A 16,864-nucleotide genomic window follows, 5' to 3' on the forward strand; every position below is an offset into this window, starting at 1 on the left:
CTTCCTTACAGTTGACTTTTAGCATGACTTTAACATGTTAGTTGAGCGAAGCAATATCCAAGGCTTGAGAGCGTAACGAACTTTTTTAGTGCGAAATTTTATACACAGCTCATCAGCTGTGACGAGAGCGGAGACCTAGAGTGATCGAATGAGAACTCTAGGTCATTTTTGTTGAAATAGTGGTAAGATGAAAATCCTGTGGCTTCTGTGATGCAGTCATCCCAGGTAAGGTCTACATTGTAGTAGGCTCCATTTATTAGGACGATATTCCAAGCGTGATTTTCACCCTTTGAGGTGCCGGTAACGTAGTAGCAAGGTATGCCAGCCTGAAGGCATACCATCTGAAATGCTCTGGCGTATCCAGCGCATACAGAAGAGCCTGTGGCAAGTGCAGAATATGCACTTTGATTCAATGAGTTTGACACGTTGTAGGTGTTCATAGAGCAGATGGCATCGAAAATGTATCGCTCCTTATCTAAATCATTGGAATATTGGCTGGCGCCAGCTACAAGGTCAGAGATGATTCTATCAAAGTTACCTTTTGCAGCAGCAAGGTCCGAAGAATTGATGCCGTAGCTTAATTTAATTTTATGGACGATTCCCTTTGCATCTACAGCGTATTTGTATGAGGTATTAGCCCAGAATATTTCTGGGTGATCGTTGAAAAGCGCATTCATAGTGTCCTCTAAATCTTTTTCAGATAGAGGATCTATCATGCTAAAAAGAGATTCGTCATAGCTGATTAAGGCATTATAGACCTGGTTGTAGACGTTCCTTTCAGGCTCTGATAATAAATTTTTATAAACAGAGCTTGGGTTAATAGATTTTTCACTTGCGTGTGCTATCATTACATTTGATAGCGACAGTGATAGTGCAAAACACAGAGCGAATGCAGTGGTTTTCTTGATTAAAACCCTTATTGATTTATTTTTTTCCATGCCTCTTCGCCTCCCCTAATTTGCGATGAGAACTTATCGTGTAATAGATTATAAGGAATAGATGAATAATAAATGTGAAAAAAATATTTTTTCACAAACATTTCACAGAGAAAATACACACCTGTGGCATAAAGATGCTTTGTATTAGATTTTATACTGCCTCAGGGTGGGCGAATATTTGACAATTTTTTATCATTTAGAGTATATTATATTTGCGAAGGAAACTAATGTGGCGAGTTAGAGTTTACTAACATGTGTATTAAGCCACAATTCATAAATGATTTTGGAGGGCTTACGTTGGACTACAAAATAATAGAAGTTAAACAAAGCATCTTTGAAGATAATGATGCTGACGCTGAGCGACTTAGACAGGAGATAAAAGAAGACAACACATTTCTTATTAATCTGATGTCTTCACCTGGCTCAGGAAAGACTACCACATTATGCCGTACTATTAAGGGCCTTAAGGACGAGATGAAAATAGGTGTAATGGAGGCAGATATTGATTCTGATGTGGACGCGGCTACTGTCACAGAGGCTGGAGCCCGTGCAATTCAGATACATACAGGAGGCATGTGCCACCTAGATGCAGACATGACCCGTCAGGGATTACATGAGCTTGGCACTAGTGATTTGGAACTTGTTTTCCTGGAAAATGTTGGCAATTTGGTTTGTCCTGCAGAGTTCGATACCGGTTCAACTGCAAATGTTATGATTCTCTCTGTTCCAGAGGGAGACGACAAGCCATATAAGTATCCACTGATGTTTTCGGTGTGTGATGTGATACTTGTCAACAAATGTGACACCCTAGAGGTGTTTACAGATTTCTCAAAGGACAGAGTGGTCGAGCGAATCCATGAACTAAATCCAAAGGCAAAGGTAATATTTATCTCTGCCAAGACTGGCGAAGGATTTGATGAATGGATTCAATGGTTGAGGGGCCAGGTAGCCGACTATCGTAGTTAAGTCTTTTTGAGTGGAGTATAAGTATATATTAATGAGCGGTAAAAGGAGGAAATAACTAGTATGGGAATTGGACCAGACAGATTAGGAGATTTTTATCCTGATTGGGTGAATGACCTAAAGGACGAGGACCTTCGTCCTGAGATTCTTAAGCTTGGTAAGGTGATTACAGACAGAGCTAAGATTAAGCTTGGATTGCAGAAAGTTACCAAGTATGATCCTGAGTACTGGGCTGTTGCTAATCTTGCACCTACAAAGGAGATTGCAGAGCTTGCCCTTTCTATGGGAGGCATCAGAAAGCCAAAGACATTTTCGCAACTTCTTGCTATTACAGGTCTTGATGAGAAGACTCTTAATGAGAGATTAGAGCAGGCTAGCTACACAGGTCTTTTAGAGTGGAACTATGAGAACGAGGCTCATGAGAAGCAGTGGGTACTTCCTATGTTTGTACCTGGCTCAGCTGAGTTTTCAAACATGAATCAGGACTTCTTAAAGGAGCACCCTGAGATGGGACGTTTCTTCGAGAGAATGAGTCGTCTTCCACTTGAGGGACTTACACACATGGTACCACCAGGAGGCGCTGGTATAGGTATGCATGTTATTCCTGTTGAGGAAGCTATTTCTATGGAGCAGGAAGCAATCGGACTTGAGAAGATTTCCTACTGGCTGGACAAGTACGAGGGCAAGTATGCAAAATCTCCTTGTTCATGTCGTCTTTCTAGAAAGACATATAACGAGGGATGTGCAGATGACCCTGAGGGTTGGTGTATCGCTGTTGGTGATATGGCTGACTATGTTGTTGAGACAAATAAGGGCGGCGAGTACATCACTAAGGAAGAGGCTCTTGCTATCTTCAAGCAGGCAGAGGACAACGGTTTTGTTCACCAGATTACTAACATCGATGGCGAGAACAAGATTTTTGCTATCTGTAACTGTAATGTAAATGTATGTTACGCACTTCGTACATCACAGCTTTTCAATACTCCAAACATGTCACGTTCTGCTTATGTGGCACATGTTACAGCTGAGGATTGTGTTGCCTGTGGTAAGTGTGTTGAGAATTGTCCAGCAGGTGCTGTTAAGCTTGGACAGAAGCTTTGCAAGGCTGACGGAAGCGAAGTTACATATCCTAAGCAGGTACTTCCTACAGAGAAGAAATGGTCTACTGATGAGTGGAATGATGATTATCGTGACACTAACAGAATCAACTGCTATGACACAGGTACAGCCCCATGTAAGACAGCATGTCCTGCACATATTGCTATTCAGGGATATCTTCGCATGGCAGCTCAGGGTCGTTACAAAGAGGCTCTTGCTCTTATTAAGCAGGATAATCCACTTCCAGCTATTTGCGGACGTGTTTGTAACAGACGATGTGAGGCAGCATGTACTCGTGGTACAGTAGATGAGGCTATTGCAATTGACGAGGTTAAGAGATTCCTTGCAGAGATGGATCTCAAGGCTGAGACAAGATATATTCCAAAGAAAATTGTTCCTTCTCAGAAGGGTGAGTTTACAGAAAAGGTTGCTATTATTGGTGCAGGTCCTGCAGGTCTTTCTTGCGCATATTACTTAGCACTTAAGGGCTACAAGCCAACAATCTTTGAAAAGAGCAAGTATCCAGGTGGCATGCTTAGATATGGTATTCCATCATTCGTACTTGAAAACAATGTTATCGATGCTGAAATCGATATTATCAAGGAACTTGGTGTAGATATTAAGTGTGGCGTAGAAGTAGGCAAGGATATTTCACTTGATGAGTTACGTTCACAGGGCTACAAGGCATTCTACGTAGCAATCGGTTGCCAGGGTGGTAACAAGCCAGGAGTTCCTGGAGATGATGCTATCGGTACAGCTACAGCTGTTGATTTCCTTCATGAGGTTTCTGAGAACGAGGCTTATGATATCAAGGGCGACCTTGTTGTTATCGGTGGTGGTAATGTTGCCATCGACGTTGCCCGTTCAGCTAGACGTGTTGGCAACGAAAAGGTTTCTATGTTCTGTCTTGAGACAAGAGACATTATGCCAGCATCACCAGAGGAAATCGAAATCGTAGAGGCAGAGGGCGTAGAGCTCAACTGCGGTTGGGGTCCAAAGGAAGTTCTTGTAGACGAGGCAGGTGCCGTTAAGGGTATCGTTCTTAAAAAGTGTACTCGTGTCAAGGATGAGACAGGACGTTTCGCTCCTGAGTATGATGAGAATGACACAATCACTGTTGAGTGTAAGCATGTTATTTTCTCAGTGGGACAGCGCAGCGTATACGGAGACCTCTTTAAGGGTTCAAAGGTTGTTATCGACAGAGGCCCTAAGGCTGATGCTCTTACATACCAGACTGATGAGCCGGACATCTTTGTAGGTGGTGATATGTACACAGGTCCTAAGTTTGCAATTGATGCAATTGCAGCAGGTCGTGAGGGTGCTATTTCTATTCACAGATTTGTTCAGCCAAACAGCTCACTTACAATTGGACGTAACCGTCGTGATTTCATCGAGCTTGATAAGGATGATCTTCGCATTGACGATTATGATCACAGCCCACGTCAGATTCCTGGTGTGTCAAAGACTACAGTTGATGGCGAGCTTTCATTCAGAGATAAGACAGTAGAATTTACAGAGGAGCAAATCAAGGTAGAGACAGCTAGATGCTTGAAGTGTGGTGCTTCAGTAGTTGATGAGAATAAGTGTATCGGTTGTGGTGTATGTACAACCAAGTGCGAATTCGACGCTATCAAGCTTTACCGTGAGCATCCAGAGTGCTCTAAGATGACTCCATCTGAGGACAAGCTTAAATACGTTCTTCCTTATGGCTTTAAGCAGCGCGTTAAGGTTGCTTTCAAACATAAGAAATAAAAACGAGATATAAATACTGCATCTTATTGCAATAATGTGGTACAATAATGCCTGCTGGATAGCTATCTGGCAGGCATTAATTATTCTGGAGGCAGTATATGCATTTTTATCTATTTGCGGAGGGATTTGCCCAGGCCCTTAGGACAATTTTATTAGTTTACTTGATTCTGACTTTTATGTTCACTGTATATTCTATAGCCAGAATGTATTGGTGCGCACATGTGGGCTCTGATGTTAAGGGTGGCAAGGAAAGAATGCGCCAGCTTCGCAAGGCAGGCCGTTTTGTGCAGATGCCTGTTTACTCTATGGAGGAGATGGCTAAGGAGAAGCATAAAAGAGATGTGCGTATGGTATATTTTCCAGCGGACAATCCTAGAGACAAGCGATTTGTTATAGTTCTTCCTGGTGGAGGATACGCTAGAGTTTGCACTCGTCATGAGGGCTATCCTGTGGCAGCTGAGCTTAATAAAATGGGAATAAATGCATTTGTTCTTGAATATAGAGCAGGCAGAGATTGCGCTCCATTTGGACCAATGGAGGACCTTGGCATCGCTCTTAGATTTATTCAGGACAATACAGATAAATTCGACGTAGTTATGGATGATTATGGATTAATAGGCTTTTCAGCTGGTGGAAATGTGGCTGGTATTTTTTCTAGCCACAAGTTTGGATACTTGGATTACCAGGTTCCACGTCCAGGCATTTTAGTCCTTGGCTATCCATGGACTTGCGTTAATGACTGGCTTAGTCATCCATATTGGAATATTTGGATTGGACTTTTGGGAGTATGGCTTTCTAATCGTGGTAGTTACCACATGTTTGGTCTTAGACATATAAAAAAGGGTAGACAGATGCTTGATGTACAAAAATATATCGAGGCTGATTATCCAAAGACATTTATGTTTTCAGGTAGCTGGGATGTTTTGGTTCCAGCCAGCAGACACGCAGATGTATTTGACGAGGCACTTACAAGAGCTGGCGTAGAACATAAATATGAGAAATATTTCGGTGTACCTCACGGTATAGGTCTTGGAAAGCGTACTAAGGCTCAAGGATGGCTTGAGCGAGCTGTAGAATACTGGGGATAGTAAATCTTAAATCTGAGTATTAATCTACAGAATTTTCATAAAAAATTAATAGTTTGCTCATAACTAAGAATTCCTCGCGTGGTAAAATTACAATAGTAATTTCCCTGCGAGGATTTTTTGTGGGCTGCAAAAAAGGAGCGATTAACATGAGAAAAAGTATGAAGACAAAGATATTGATATGTATTTTAATTCTGGATTTGGTGATGATTATAGGTGTATCAATCATTGCCGTTAATTTTAGAACAGCAGTTAAATCTGCCAATACTATGTCAGATACATATTTGATGGTTGAGCAGGACTTTGGTAACGCCAATACTAATGTGCAAAACTTAGTTAAGCGTTTCTTTGTTCTTCAGACTATGAATTATATGTATGGAGGCAATTGGGATAATACTGAAGTTAGAGATCAAATTATTGGTCTTGGAGCAGATGAGTACGGCGCAGTTGAGGAAGCTATTGCAGATTTGAAAACTCATGTGGATACCATTAACGATAAAGAGTTTACTGAAGAATATAAGGTAATGAGTGAAGCGGCTTTAGGTTTTGTTTCAGAATACAAGGAAATAGAGAAGCTGTATTATAATAATGATTTTGCTGGTGCAAGTACTAGATACTTTGCAGGCTCTCATGAGATGGTAACAGTTTATGAAGAAAATGTTGGTCTCATGAAAGAACGATTAGAGCAATTGGTGAAACTGAACGATGAAAAACTTGCAAAGGCTGAGAAGGAAGTTCAAAAATCCATTGCAATAGGTGTGATATTACTAGTAATTGCATCAATATCAACAATAATTATTGTTATTAAATCAGTTAATCCTCTTGTAAGCTCTGCTAAGGAACTTGATAAGATGATTAGTGAGATGAATGCTGGAAATGCAAACTTGGCTCATAGGTTAAAAAATAAATCTAAGGACGAGGTTGGTGTCTTAGTAGGTGGTATCAACAACTTCTTGGAGACATTGGAAAAAATCATTTTTACTATTAAGAGTGAATCTGGAAATATTTATAGCTCAGTAGAAAATACTGTTGGTATCGTTAATTCATCAAAGGATGATGTAAGTAACGTATCTGCAGTTATGGAAGAGCTTACAGCTAGCATGGAGACTGCAAATAACACACTTCTTTCTCTTAATGAGGAGGCAGGAGATGTTAATGATGCAGTAGGACAGGTTTCAAATCAGGTTTCAGAGGGAACTAACAGAGTGGCTGATATCAAGGAACATGCTACTGTTATCCGTGAGAAGACAGAGAAGATGAAATCCTCTACAAATGAGATGGTTTCATCTATCAAAGATACACTTGAGAACTCAATTGCAGAAAGTAAGAATGTTGAGCAGATTCAGACTCTTACAGAGGATATCCTTTCTATCGCAGCACAGACAAATCTTCTTGCACTTAATGCTTCAATCGAGGCTGCTCGTGCAGGTGAGGCAGGTAAGGGATTCGCAGTAGTTGCTGATGAAATCAGACAGCTTGCTGAGCATAGTAAGGAGACAGCTAATTCGATTCAGGAAATCAGTAATCAGGTTATTTCAGCCGTTGAGGCACTTGCTGATAACTCTAACGAGATGCTTACATACGTAAGTGAGACAGTACTTTCAGATTATGATGATTTCGAAGGTGTTGCTAAGCAGTACTATCAGGATGCTGAGGATATCAATGCAGTACTTGATAGTGTAAATGACAATACAGTAGTTCTTAATTCTACAATCAGCGAGATGACATCAGAGATTGACCATATCTCTAGAGTTATCAATGACTGTACACAGGGTGTATCTGATGCTACAGAAAGCACAACAGGAATCCTTGAGTCTATCACAACAATCCATGATGACTCAGAGAGCAACCGTGAAATCTCTCAGAGACTTCAGGATGAAGTGTCACGCTTCTCTAGCACAGCAGAGGATGCAGAAGAAGTAGCAGAAGTAGAAGAAGAGATAGAAGAATAATTACAAAATAAATAAATGGCCAAGCTGCATAAGCAGCTTGGCCATTTATTATTTGGCAAATAAAAAAGCCTCCAGTTACGCTCTCAAGCCTTAGATATTGCTTCGCTCAACTAACACGTTTCGCTGCGCAACACTAAGAGCTTGATAGCTACTGGAGGCATTATTTTAGCTGTGTCACTCCTTACGATATACGGAATTTAACCGTCTACAGAATAGTTAGGTGCTTCTTTTGTGATGTGGATGTCATGTGGATGTGACTCCTTGAGGGAAGCAGCGGAAATCTTCACGAACTTGCCGCGCTCCTGAAGCTCTGGGATAGTAGGGCAACCACAGTAACCCATACCTGAACGGATACCACCGATGAGCTGGAAGATAACGTCCTCAAGAGAACCCTTGTAAGCAACACGTCCTTCAACACCTTCTGGAACAAGCTTCTTAGCACCTTCCTGGAAGTAACGGTCCTTAGAACCATTCTCCATAGCTGCAAGTGAACCCATACCACGGTATACCTTGTATTTACGACCTTGGAAGAGCTCGAATGAACCAGGAGCCTCGTCGCATCCTGCAAACATTGAACCCATCATACATACTGAACCACCAGCAGCAAGGGCCTTTGTCATATCGCCTGAGTACTTGATACCACCGTCGGCGATGATTGGTACATTGTATTCTTTTGCTACAGCATAGCAATCCATGATTGCTGAAATCTGAGGAACACCGATACCTGCAACAACACGTGTTGTACAGATAGAACCAGGTCCGATACCGACCTTGACAGCATCTGCACCAGCCTCGATAAGAGCCTTTGTAGCCTCGCCTGTAGCGATGTTACCAGCAATAACCTGAAGATCTGGGTAAGCATTCTTAACTTTCTTAACTGCCTCGATGATGTTCTTAGAGTGACCATGAGCTGAATCCATAACGATAACGTCCACCTGAGCCTCTACAAGTGCAGCTACACGCTCCATCATGTTGCCTGTGATACCAACACCAGCTCCGCAGAGAAGTCTGCCCTGGTCATCCTTAGCAGCGTTAGGATATTTAATCTGTTTTTCAATATCTTTGATTGTGATAAGTCCCTTGAGCTTGAACTCATCGTCTACGATAGGAAGCTTTTCCTTACGAGACTTAGCAAGGATTGCCTTAGCCTCATCAAGTGAGATGCCTTCCTTTGCAGTGATAAGACCCTCAGAAGTCATTGACTCGCTGATTTTCTTAGTGAAATCTGTTTCGAATTTAAGGTCACGATTAGTGATGATACCAATGAGTGTGCCGTCTTCTTTAGTAATAGGTACACCAGAGATTCTGAACTTGCCCATGAGTTCGTCTGCCTCAGCAAGTGTGTTGTCTGGACCGAGAGAGAATGGGTCAGTGATAACGCCGTTCTCAGAACGCTTTACTTTGTCAACTTCTTCAGCCTGAGCTTCAATTGACATGTTCTTGTGGATAATACCGATACCACCCTGGCGTGCCATGGCGATTGCCATGCGGGATTCTGTAACAGTATCCATAGCGGCACTCATCATAGGAATGTTAAGTCTGATTTTTCTAGTTAAGTTTGTGTGAAGATCAATAAGATTTGGAGTTACTTCCGAATACTGTGGAACCAGTAAGACGTCGTCGAAAGTAATGCCATCACCAATAATCGATGCCATAAATTTTCCTCTCTTTCTGTATGCAAGACTGTAAATTTTTTAAAATTATATTTAACAAAGTAGTCTGTGTCAATGAAAGTTTGCCAACAAATATGCTGATTTTTTATGTGTTATTTTAGATTTTTTTGACATGTACATAATAGAAAGACATTTGTCCGTCTCTAAAATAAAAATGGCAACTTCAGACAGTGTCTGAGAAAGGAGATTGTTAAAAAATTAGCAATTTTATACAACAAATCAAAAATATTTAACATTTTTGTACTGTAAAATGAACAGAATTGCAGCTTTCTTTTATTGATTTATTTTCTCAATAGTCCTATCATAAAATTACGGCATTATGGGGTGGGGTTCCGGTTAATTATTGACTCACTCGTGATACTATAAATGCTTATATAATTGAAGGAGGAATTTAGAAATGCCAAGAGCAAAACAGTCTATGGATGGTAACCAGGCTGCAGCACATGTCGCTTATGCGTTTACTGATGTTGCCGCTATTTATCCTATTACACCATCCAGCCCAATGGCCGATTTCGTTGACCAGTGGTCAGCAGCAGGCCTTGAGAATATTTTCGGAAATCAGGTAAAGGTAGTAGAAATGGAGTCTGAGGCAGGTGCGGCAGGTGCCGTTCATGGTTCACTTGGTGCAGGTGCACTTACTACTACATTTACAGCTTCACAGGGTCTTCTTCTTATGATCCCTAATATGTACAAGATTGCTGCAGAGCAGCTCCCTTGTGTATTCGATGTATCAGCTCGTACAGTTGCTACACAGTCACTTAACATCTTCGGTGATCATTCCGATGTATATGCTTGTCGTCAGACAGGTTTCGCAATGATGGCTGAGACAAATCCACAGGAAGTAATGGATCTTTCTCCAGTAGCTCATCTTGCAGCTATCGAGGGTAAGGTACCTGTACTTAATTTCTTTGACGGATTCCGTACATCACACGAGATTCAGAAAATTGAAAAGTGGGATTATGCAGATCTCAAAGAGATGGTTAACATGGATGCTATCGCTGAGTTCAGAGCTAAGGCTCTTAATCCAGAGCACCCAACAATGCGTGGTTCACATGAAAACGGAGACGTTTTCTTCCAGCATAGAGAAGCTTGCAACACAGCTTACGACAATTTCCCAGCAGTTGTTCAGAAGTACATGGACAAGGTAAATGCAAAGCTTGGTACAGATTACAAGCTTTTCAATTACTATGGTGCTGCTGATGCAGATAGAATCATCGTAGCTATGGGTTCTATCAACGACGTAGCAGAAGAGGTTATTGATTACCTCAACGCACACGGCGAGAAGGTTGGTGTACTTAAGGTTCGTCTTTACAGACCTTGGTCATCAGAGGCATTCCTTGCTGCACTTCCAAAGACAGCAAAGAAGATTGCTATCCTCGATCGTACAAAGGAACCAGGTGCTCTCGCAGATCCTCTTTACCTTGATGTTGCTACAACACTTCGTGAAGCAGGTCTCAACGACATCACAATCTGCGGTGGTAGATATGGTCTTGGTTCTAAGGATACTCCTCCTTCATCAGTATTTGCTGTATATAAGGAACTTGAGAAGTCTGAGCCAAAGCGCAGATTTACAATCGGTATTGTAGATGATGTTACTAACCTTTCACTTCCAGAGGTTAAGCCAGCTCCTATTACATCAGCTCCTGGTACTAAGGAGTGCAAGTTCTGGGGCCTTGGTGGTGATGGTACTGTAGGTGCTAACAAGAACTCTACAAAGATCATCGGTGACCACACAGACAAGTACATCCAGGCATACTTCCAGTATGACTCTAAGAAGACTGGTGGTGTTACAATTTCTCACTTGAGATTTGGTGACAACCCAATCAAGTCTCCTTACTATATCAACCAGGCTGACTTCGTTGCTTGCCACAACCCAGCATACGTTACACAGGGTATGAAGATGGTGCAGGACGTTAAGCCAGGCGGAGTATTTATGATTAACTGCCAGTGGTCAGATGATGAGCTTGAGCAGCACCTTAACGCTGAGGCAAAGAAATACATCGCTGATAACAATATCCAGCTTTACACAATCAATGCTATCGATAAGGCTATCGAGATTGGTATGGGTAAGCGTACAAATACAATTCTTCAGTCAGCATTCTTCAAGCTCGCTGATGTAATGCCTATCGATCAGGCTGTAGATTACATGAAACAGGCAGCTAAGAAGTCATACGGCAAGAAGGGTGACGATGTTGTTCAGATGAACTACAACGCTATCGACGCTGGTGTAGATGCTGTACATAAGGTAAATGTTCCAGATTCATGGAAGAACCCAGCAGCAGATCCTGCTAAGCCAGCACTTGAGGGTCGTCCAGAGTTGGTTAAGATGGTTAAGAATCTCCTTGAGCCTATCTCTAAGATGGATGGTGATTCACTTCCAGTTTCAGCATTCGTTGAGAACCCTAACGGACAGTTCGAGCTTGGTGCAGCTGCATACGAGAAGCGTGGTACAGCTGTAACAGTTCCTACATGGGATGAGACAAAGTGTATCCAGTGTAACCAGTGTGCATTTGTATGTTCACATGCTACAATCCGTCCATTCATGCTTTCTGAGGACGAGGTTAAGGCAGCTCCAGCAAACATCAAGCTTGCTGATACAAAGCCAAAGGCTTCTGAGTACAAGTACACAATGTCAGTATCTCCACTTGATTGTATGGGATGCGGCGAGTGTACAACAGTTTGTCCAGTTGGTGCTATCACAATGGTTCCACAGGCAGAAGAAGCAGACGAGCAGCCAGTATTCAACTACTTAGTAGCTAATGTTGGACGTAAGGAAGCAGCAGGTTCTGACCTTACAGTTAAGGGCTCACAGTTCAATCAGCCACTCCTTGAGTTCTCAGGATCATGTGCAGGTTGTGCTGAGACTTCATACGCAAGACTTATTACACAGCTCTTTGGTGAGCATATGTATATTTCAAACGCTACAGGATGTTCTTCAATTTGGGGTGGTCCTGCAGCTACATCACCATTTACAGTTAACAAGGATTCTAAGAAGGGTCCAGCATGGTGTAACTCACTCTTCGAGGACAACGCTCAGCATGGTATGGGTATGGAAGTAGGACAGAAGTACTTACGTGACCATGCTATCGCTTCAGCTAAGAAGGCAGCAGAGGCTGGTTCAGCAGATCTTAAGGCTGCATTCGCTAAGTTCGAGGAGACAGTTAATTCTACAAGAGAGAACGGCCCAGCAGCTGACGCTCTTATCGCAGCACTTGAGAAGGACGGCTCAGCAGATGCTAAGGCAGCTCTTGAACTCAAGGATTACCTCGCTAAGAAGTCTGTATGGATCTTCGGTGGTGACGGTTGGGCATACGATATCGGATTCGGCGGTCTTGATCATGTACTTGCATCAGGCGAGAATGTCAACGTAATGGTATTCGATACAGAGATGTACTCTAACACTGGTGGACAGGCTTCTAAGGCTTCTAACATCGGTGAGGTTTGCCAGTTCGCTGCATCAGGTAAGGAAGTTTCTAAGAAGTCACTTTCTGAGATCGCAATGTCATACGGTTATGTATACGTTGCTCAGATCGCACTTGGTGCTAACATGGCACAGGCAGTTAAGGTTCTCGCTGAGGCTGAGGCTTACAACGGACCTTCACTTATCATCGGATACGCTCCATGTGAGCTCCACGGTGTTAAGGGTGGTATGAACCACTGCCAGGATGAGATGAAGGCAGCTGTTACAGCAGGTTACTGGAACCTCTTCTCATTCAACCCAGATCTTAAGAAGGAAGGTAAGAATCCATTTACTCTTACTTCTAAGGAAGGTGACTACAGCAAGTATCAGGATTTCCTTGCAAACGAGACACGTTACTCTCGTCTTACAAAGGCATTCCCAGAGCGTGCTGAGAGACTCTTCGCTGAGAACCAGAAGGCAGCTGAGGAGAGATATGCTCACCTTAAGAAGTTAGTTGACCTTTATTCATAAGATTTAATTAACTACAAACAAAATCCTCCGTGCATTACACGGAGGATTTTTTATACTTGCTTCATAAAATTAATTATCAAAAGATATGACTTTCTGCATTAAAATTCATATTCAATGTGCCACAATCTGTCTTGGAATTCTTCATAAGTGGCATCATCCAATTTTTCCCAGTTTTCGTTGCTAGTTTCTATGTACCAACATTCTTCAACTGAATCATACTCCATCCAGCCATAATCGCCATATTCAGAAGATAAACCTTCTAACCAATACTGAAACTGTGGAGGGTCGATATCTTGATTCAACCAGACATACATATCGGTGCTGGCATCGTAGTAGTTTCCATCAGAATCAAGGGATAAGTGTTTGTATCCACCATTTTCGAAATTATCTTTGTAATCGGCTTCATCTGTTAGTACAAAACCCTTGCCTTCTTCCTTTAGGAACATGTAGTCAACTAAGGTAGGAATATTATAGCTGTTTGAATAGCTGTCAGAATAATTATCACTATAATCTTTGGAATCAAAGGAGTTCGACTGGAAATTTGATGGACTGTAATAGGTCTCCCTTTGGTTTTCATGATAAGTATCAATGATGCCAGAAAAAAGTGAGAAAAACAGCATTCCTACAATTAAAAGATATATGGCTGAGGAAGCTGAAGATTTTTCTCTTGAGTAAGAATCATCATATGAATAGCTGTCTGGTGAATCATTCTCACCATCTACCAAAGCATCTATTTGGGATACAAGATGCATTGTTCCACCGCAATGAATACATGGCTTTTCACGGTCTGGCCAAGGGCGAGAATCCTCCATACCGCAATAGTCACATTTACATACGGCAGTAGTAGAATCTGATACTACGCCCTGTTTAGAAAAGACAACATCTTCATAAAAATTTCCGTCTTCATCATAGTAACCCGCTTTATATTCCACACCTGTTAATTCGTCTGTCCATGGTTCATTGTAATGAACATAGTCATGGTACTTGCAACGATAAATTTTAGGAGTGACTCCAGAATAATTCTTTGGTTGATTAGTTCTGTTTCTGTAAACTGGTGTAGTATTCCTTGAAAATAAACTTCCCATTCCTAAAAAGGAACTAGAGTGAGAACTAGAACTGTGATGACTTCTGCTTCTAGAAGAGCTGCTATGTGATCTAGATGAACTGTGGTGCGAGTGGCTACTAGAATGTGAGCTATGACTGCTCGATGAGTGATGACTTGGTGACATTTTCCCCTCCTTACTAAATATGCTGATTTATAGTATAAAGAAAGTTGCTGAAAGATACAATATTATTGCGGTTTTGGGGTGTTGCACACTTGTTGTCAAAATGATAAAATACTACTAGATATAGTGTAAGGAAATATTGCTTTGGGAGGATTTTTTGAATGAAATGTCCATTTTGTGGTAGCCAAGATACTAGCGTAATTGATTCAAGACCTGCAGATGACAACACAAGCATTAGACGTCGTCGTTCTTGCCCAGAGTGCGGCAAGCGTTTCACTACCTATGAAAAGGTTGAGACTATTCCGCTTATCGTCATTAAAAAGGATAACAATAGAGAGCCATACGACAGGACTAAAATCGAAAAGGGTGTTCTTATTGCATGTCGAAAGAGACCGGTTGCTGCTGCCCAGATTTCAAAGGTAGTTGACGAGATCGAGACAGAGATTTTCTCATTAGAAGAGAAGGAGATTCCTAGCACTAAAATCGGTGAGATAGTAATGGAGCATCTTGAGAATGTTGATCCGGTTGCATATGTTAGATTTGCTTCTGTTTATCGCGAATTTAAGGACGTTAACACCTTTATGGATGAGCTCAAGAGAGTCTTAGATAAATAGCTGTTTGGGGGCTAGGAGAGTTTTTACAAGTAGTTACAGGTTTTATGGGGGTTAAATATTTGACTATTTGTACGATATAATAAGTGCAGGTAGCAAATATGGAGAGTTATATTTAATGAATATTTCAGGTATTCGCCCGTCTTTAGGGTTCTATGATTACAATTCAATAAGAATACGACAAGAGCTTGGAATGGCACCTGTTGATGAGCCAGTAGAAGAGACTCCAGTAGAGGATTCTACTAGTGGCATTAGCGATGAGGAGATTGCAGCTTCTAGAGAGGCACAGACATTTGGCGCTTATGATTTTGCCAGCCAGTACAAGCCAGGCGAGTCCTTTGATTTAAAGGGTGCTGATAGTGATATTAAGTCACTTGACGTGGAAAAGGCAGTATCTTCTATGCAGAAGGATTCACTTATCCATCGTTATCAGTACTTCGTACAGAACAAGACACCTCAGGATCAGCAGGTTAAGCCAGTTGTTGAGGATTTCAAATTATAACAATATGCGTTTTTAGAGGCACATCAATTGATGTGCTTCTTTTATTGTGTTAAAATCGAGCCTATGAGTAAGAGAAATTTATATCCAAGAGACTATGTAGATAGTACCTATTCAATTGATTTTAAAAAGCTTTATGAACAGGGTTACAGAGGAGTTATTTTTGATGTGGATAATACGCTTGTTCCACACAACGCTCCAGCAGACGACAGAGCTAAGGCTCTTTTTAAGGAATTACACGATTTAGGCTTTCAAGCCCTTTTGTTATCCAACAATAAGGAGCCTAGAGTTAAGACCTTTAAGGAGGCTGTTGAGTACTGTACCTACATATATAAAGCAAACAAGCCATCAGCATCTGGCTACAAGAGAGCTATGGAGCAGATGGGCACTGACGTGACTAACACTATTTTTGTAGGCGACCAGATTCTCACAGACGTGTGGGGCGCCAATCGTGCAGGTATTCGTTCAGTCATGGTTAAGCCAGTACTTAAATGGAAGGAAGAAATCCAGATTATCTTCAAGAGATTCCTTGAGGCTTTCATTTTACTTGGCTACAGAATTTACAAATTATATGGAAAGAACATAAATAAAGTTCCTCTTAAATAATGTAGAAATGCATCAGGGAGGAATCGAAAGGAGAATCTTATTATGAAAATTGTAATTGCAAATGACCATGCAGCAACAGATCTTAAGTTTGAGATTAAGGAGTATATTGAGAGCCTTGGACATGAGGTTATTAATATAGGAACAGATTCACATGACAGCTGTAATTATCCAGAGTATGGTGCAAAGGCTGCGAGAATGGTGGCAGCAGGTTCTGCAGATTTGGGCGTGCTTATTTGCGGAACAGGCGTAGGTATTTCACTTGCAGCTAACAAGGTAAAGGGAATCCGCTGTGGAGTTTGCTCTGATACAGCTACAGCAAGACTTATTCGTGCTCACAACAATGCAAATATGATTGCTTTTGGAGCTCGTATAGTAGGAAGTGAGCTTGCAAAGGATATTGTGAAGTCTTTCCTTGAAACAGAGTTTGAAGGTGGTAGACATCAGGTGAGAATTGATATGATATCTGCTATTGAAAATGAAGAATAGTTCTGATATAATTTTTTGGTCTATGTGAGGATTCACGTAAAAAA

At 41.5% G+C, this 16,864-nt stretch carries 12 protein-coding genes; 9 read left to right on the top strand and 3 right to left on the bottom strand.

Features of this window, described 5'->3' with window-relative positions; translation table 11 throughout:
- Nucleotides 1-98 precede the first annotated feature (98 nt).
- Nucleotides 99-716 (bottom strand): transglutaminase domain-containing protein, encoded by a 618-nt coding sequence (locus F0Q01_RS01965; protein WP_163927109.1) that lies wholly within the window; start codon nt 714-716, stop codon nt 99-101.
- 519 nt (nt 717-1,235) lie between these two features.
- Here F0Q01_RS01965 and hypB point away from each other — a divergent pair.
- From hypB to F0Q01_RS01985, 4 genes are all read left to right on the top strand, one after another.
- Complete coding sequence (hypB, locus tag F0Q01_RS01970) at nt 1,236-1,904, top strand: hydrogenase nickel incorporation protein HypB (RefSeq protein WP_090485668.1); 669 nt, start codon at nt 1,236-1,238, stop codon at nt 1,902-1,904.
- 60 nt (nt 1,905-1,964) lie between these two features.
- Nucleotides 1,965-4,751 (top strand): FAD-dependent oxidoreductase, encoded by a 2,787-nt coding sequence (locus F0Q01_RS01975; protein ID WP_177209266.1) that lies wholly within the window; start codon nt 1,965-1,967, stop codon nt 4,749-4,751.
- A gap of 98 nt (nt 4,752-4,849) precedes the next feature.
- A complete protein-coding gene (locus F0Q01_RS01980; protein WP_090151826.1) occupies nt 4,850-5,839 on the top strand; it encodes an alpha/beta hydrolase in 990 nt (329 codons plus the stop codon).
- 158 nt (nt 5,840-5,997) lie between these two features.
- Nucleotides 5,998-7,788, top strand: coding sequence for a methyl-accepting chemotaxis protein (locus F0Q01_RS01985; protein WP_163927110.1), 1,791 nt, complete (start codon nt 5,998-6,000; stop codon nt 7,786-7,788).
- A 197-nt stretch (nt 7,789-7,985) separates the two neighbouring features.
- Here F0Q01_RS01985 and guaB read toward each other — a convergent pair whose 3' ends face one another.
- Nucleotides 7,986-9,443 (bottom strand): IMP dehydrogenase, encoded by a 1,458-nt coding sequence (guaB, locus tag F0Q01_RS01990; RefSeq protein ID WP_090485672.1) that lies wholly within the window; start codon nt 9,441-9,443, stop codon nt 7,986-7,988.
- 415 nt (nt 9,444-9,858) lie between these two features.
- On the opposite strand from guaB, the gene nifJ reads away from it, so the two are divergent.
- A complete protein-coding gene (gene nifJ / locus F0Q01_RS01995; RefSeq protein ID WP_090485674.1) occupies nt 9,859-13,392 on the top strand; it encodes a pyruvate:ferredoxin (flavodoxin) oxidoreductase in 3,534 nt (1,177 codons plus the stop codon).
- A 98-nt stretch (nt 13,393-13,490) separates the two neighbouring features.
- On the opposite strand, the gene F0Q01_RS02000 is transcribed toward nifJ, so the two are convergent.
- Nucleotides 13,491-14,477: a hypothetical protein gene (locus F0Q01_RS02000; protein WP_090485677.1), complete on the bottom strand. Its 987-nt coding sequence runs from the start codon at nt 14,475-14,477 to the stop codon at nt 13,491-13,493.
- A 302-nt stretch (nt 14,478-14,779) separates the two neighbouring features.
- Here F0Q01_RS02000 and nrdR point away from each other — a divergent pair, with 302 nt between their 5' ends.
- From nrdR to rpiB, 4 genes are all read left to right on the top strand, one after another.
- Nucleotides 14,780-15,232, top strand: coding sequence for a transcriptional regulator NrdR (nrdR, locus tag F0Q01_RS02005; RefSeq protein WP_090151810.1), 453 nt, complete (start codon nt 14,780-14,782; stop codon nt 15,230-15,232).
- A gap of 115 nt (nt 15,233-15,347) precedes the next feature.
- Nucleotides 15,348-15,731, top strand: a complete 384-nt coding sequence (locus F0Q01_RS02010) for a hypothetical protein (protein WP_090151806.1) — start codon at nt 15,348-15,350, stop codon at nt 15,729-15,731.
- A gap of 63 nt (nt 15,732-15,794) precedes the next feature.
- Complete coding sequence (locus tag F0Q01_RS02015; RefSeq protein ID WP_090487587.1) at nt 15,795-16,334, top strand: YqeG family HAD IIIA-type phosphatase; 540 nt, start codon at nt 15,795-15,797, stop codon at nt 16,332-16,334.
- 42 nt (nt 16,335-16,376) lie between these two features.
- Complete coding sequence (rpiB, locus tag F0Q01_RS02020; protein WP_090485681.1) at nt 16,377-16,820, top strand: ribose 5-phosphate isomerase B; 444 nt, start codon at nt 16,377-16,379, stop codon at nt 16,818-16,820.
- The last annotated feature ends 44 nt before the right edge of the window (nt 16,821-16,864 follow it).

This window comes from Pseudobutyrivibrio xylanivorans (genome assembly GCF_010906925.1).
Lineage (GTDB): Bacteria > Bacillota > Clostridia > Lachnospirales > Lachnospiraceae > Pseudobutyrivibrio.

Bases quoted from the DNA above. Each gene is read 5' to 3' on its own strand.
- F0Q01_RS02010 (WP_090151806.1), top strand. From the start codon at position 15,348: ATGAATATTTCAGGTATTCGCCCGTCTTTAGGGTTCTATGATTACAAT.
- nrdR (WP_090151810.1), top strand. From the start codon at position 14,780: ATGAAATGTCCATTTTGTGGTAGCCAAGATACTAGCGTAATTGATTCA.
- guaB (WP_090485672.1), bottom strand. From the start codon at position 9,443: ATGGCATCGATTATTGGTGATGGCATTACTTTCGACGACGTCTTACTG.
- rpiB (WP_090485681.1), top strand. From the start codon at position 16,377: ATGAAAATTGTAATTGCAAATGACCATGCAGCAACAGATCTTAAGTTT.
- F0Q01_RS02000 (WP_090485677.1), bottom strand. From the start codon at position 14,477: ATGGGAAGTTTATTTTCAAGGAATACTACACCAGTTTACAGAAACAGA.
- F0Q01_RS01980 (WP_090151826.1), top strand. From the start codon at position 4,850: ATGCATTTTTATCTATTTGCGGAGGGATTTGCCCAGGCCCTTAGGACA.
- nifJ (WP_090485674.1), top strand. From the start codon at position 9,859: ATGCCAAGAGCAAAACAGTCTATGGATGGTAACCAGGCTGCAGCACAT.
- F0Q01_RS01965 (WP_163927109.1), bottom strand. From the start codon at position 716: ATGATAGATCCTCTATCTGAAAAAGATTTAGAGGACACTATGAATGCG.
- F0Q01_RS01975 (WP_177209266.1), top strand. From the start codon at position 1,965: ATGGGAATTGGACCAGACAGATTAGGAGATTTTTATCCTGATTGGGTG.
- F0Q01_RS01985 (WP_163927110.1), top strand. From the start codon at position 5,998: ATGAAGACAAAGATATTGATATGTATTTTAATTCTGGATTTGGTGATG.
- F0Q01_RS02015 (WP_090487587.1), top strand. From the start codon at position 15,795: ATGAGTAAGAGAAATTTATATCCAAGAGACTATGTAGATAGTACCTAT.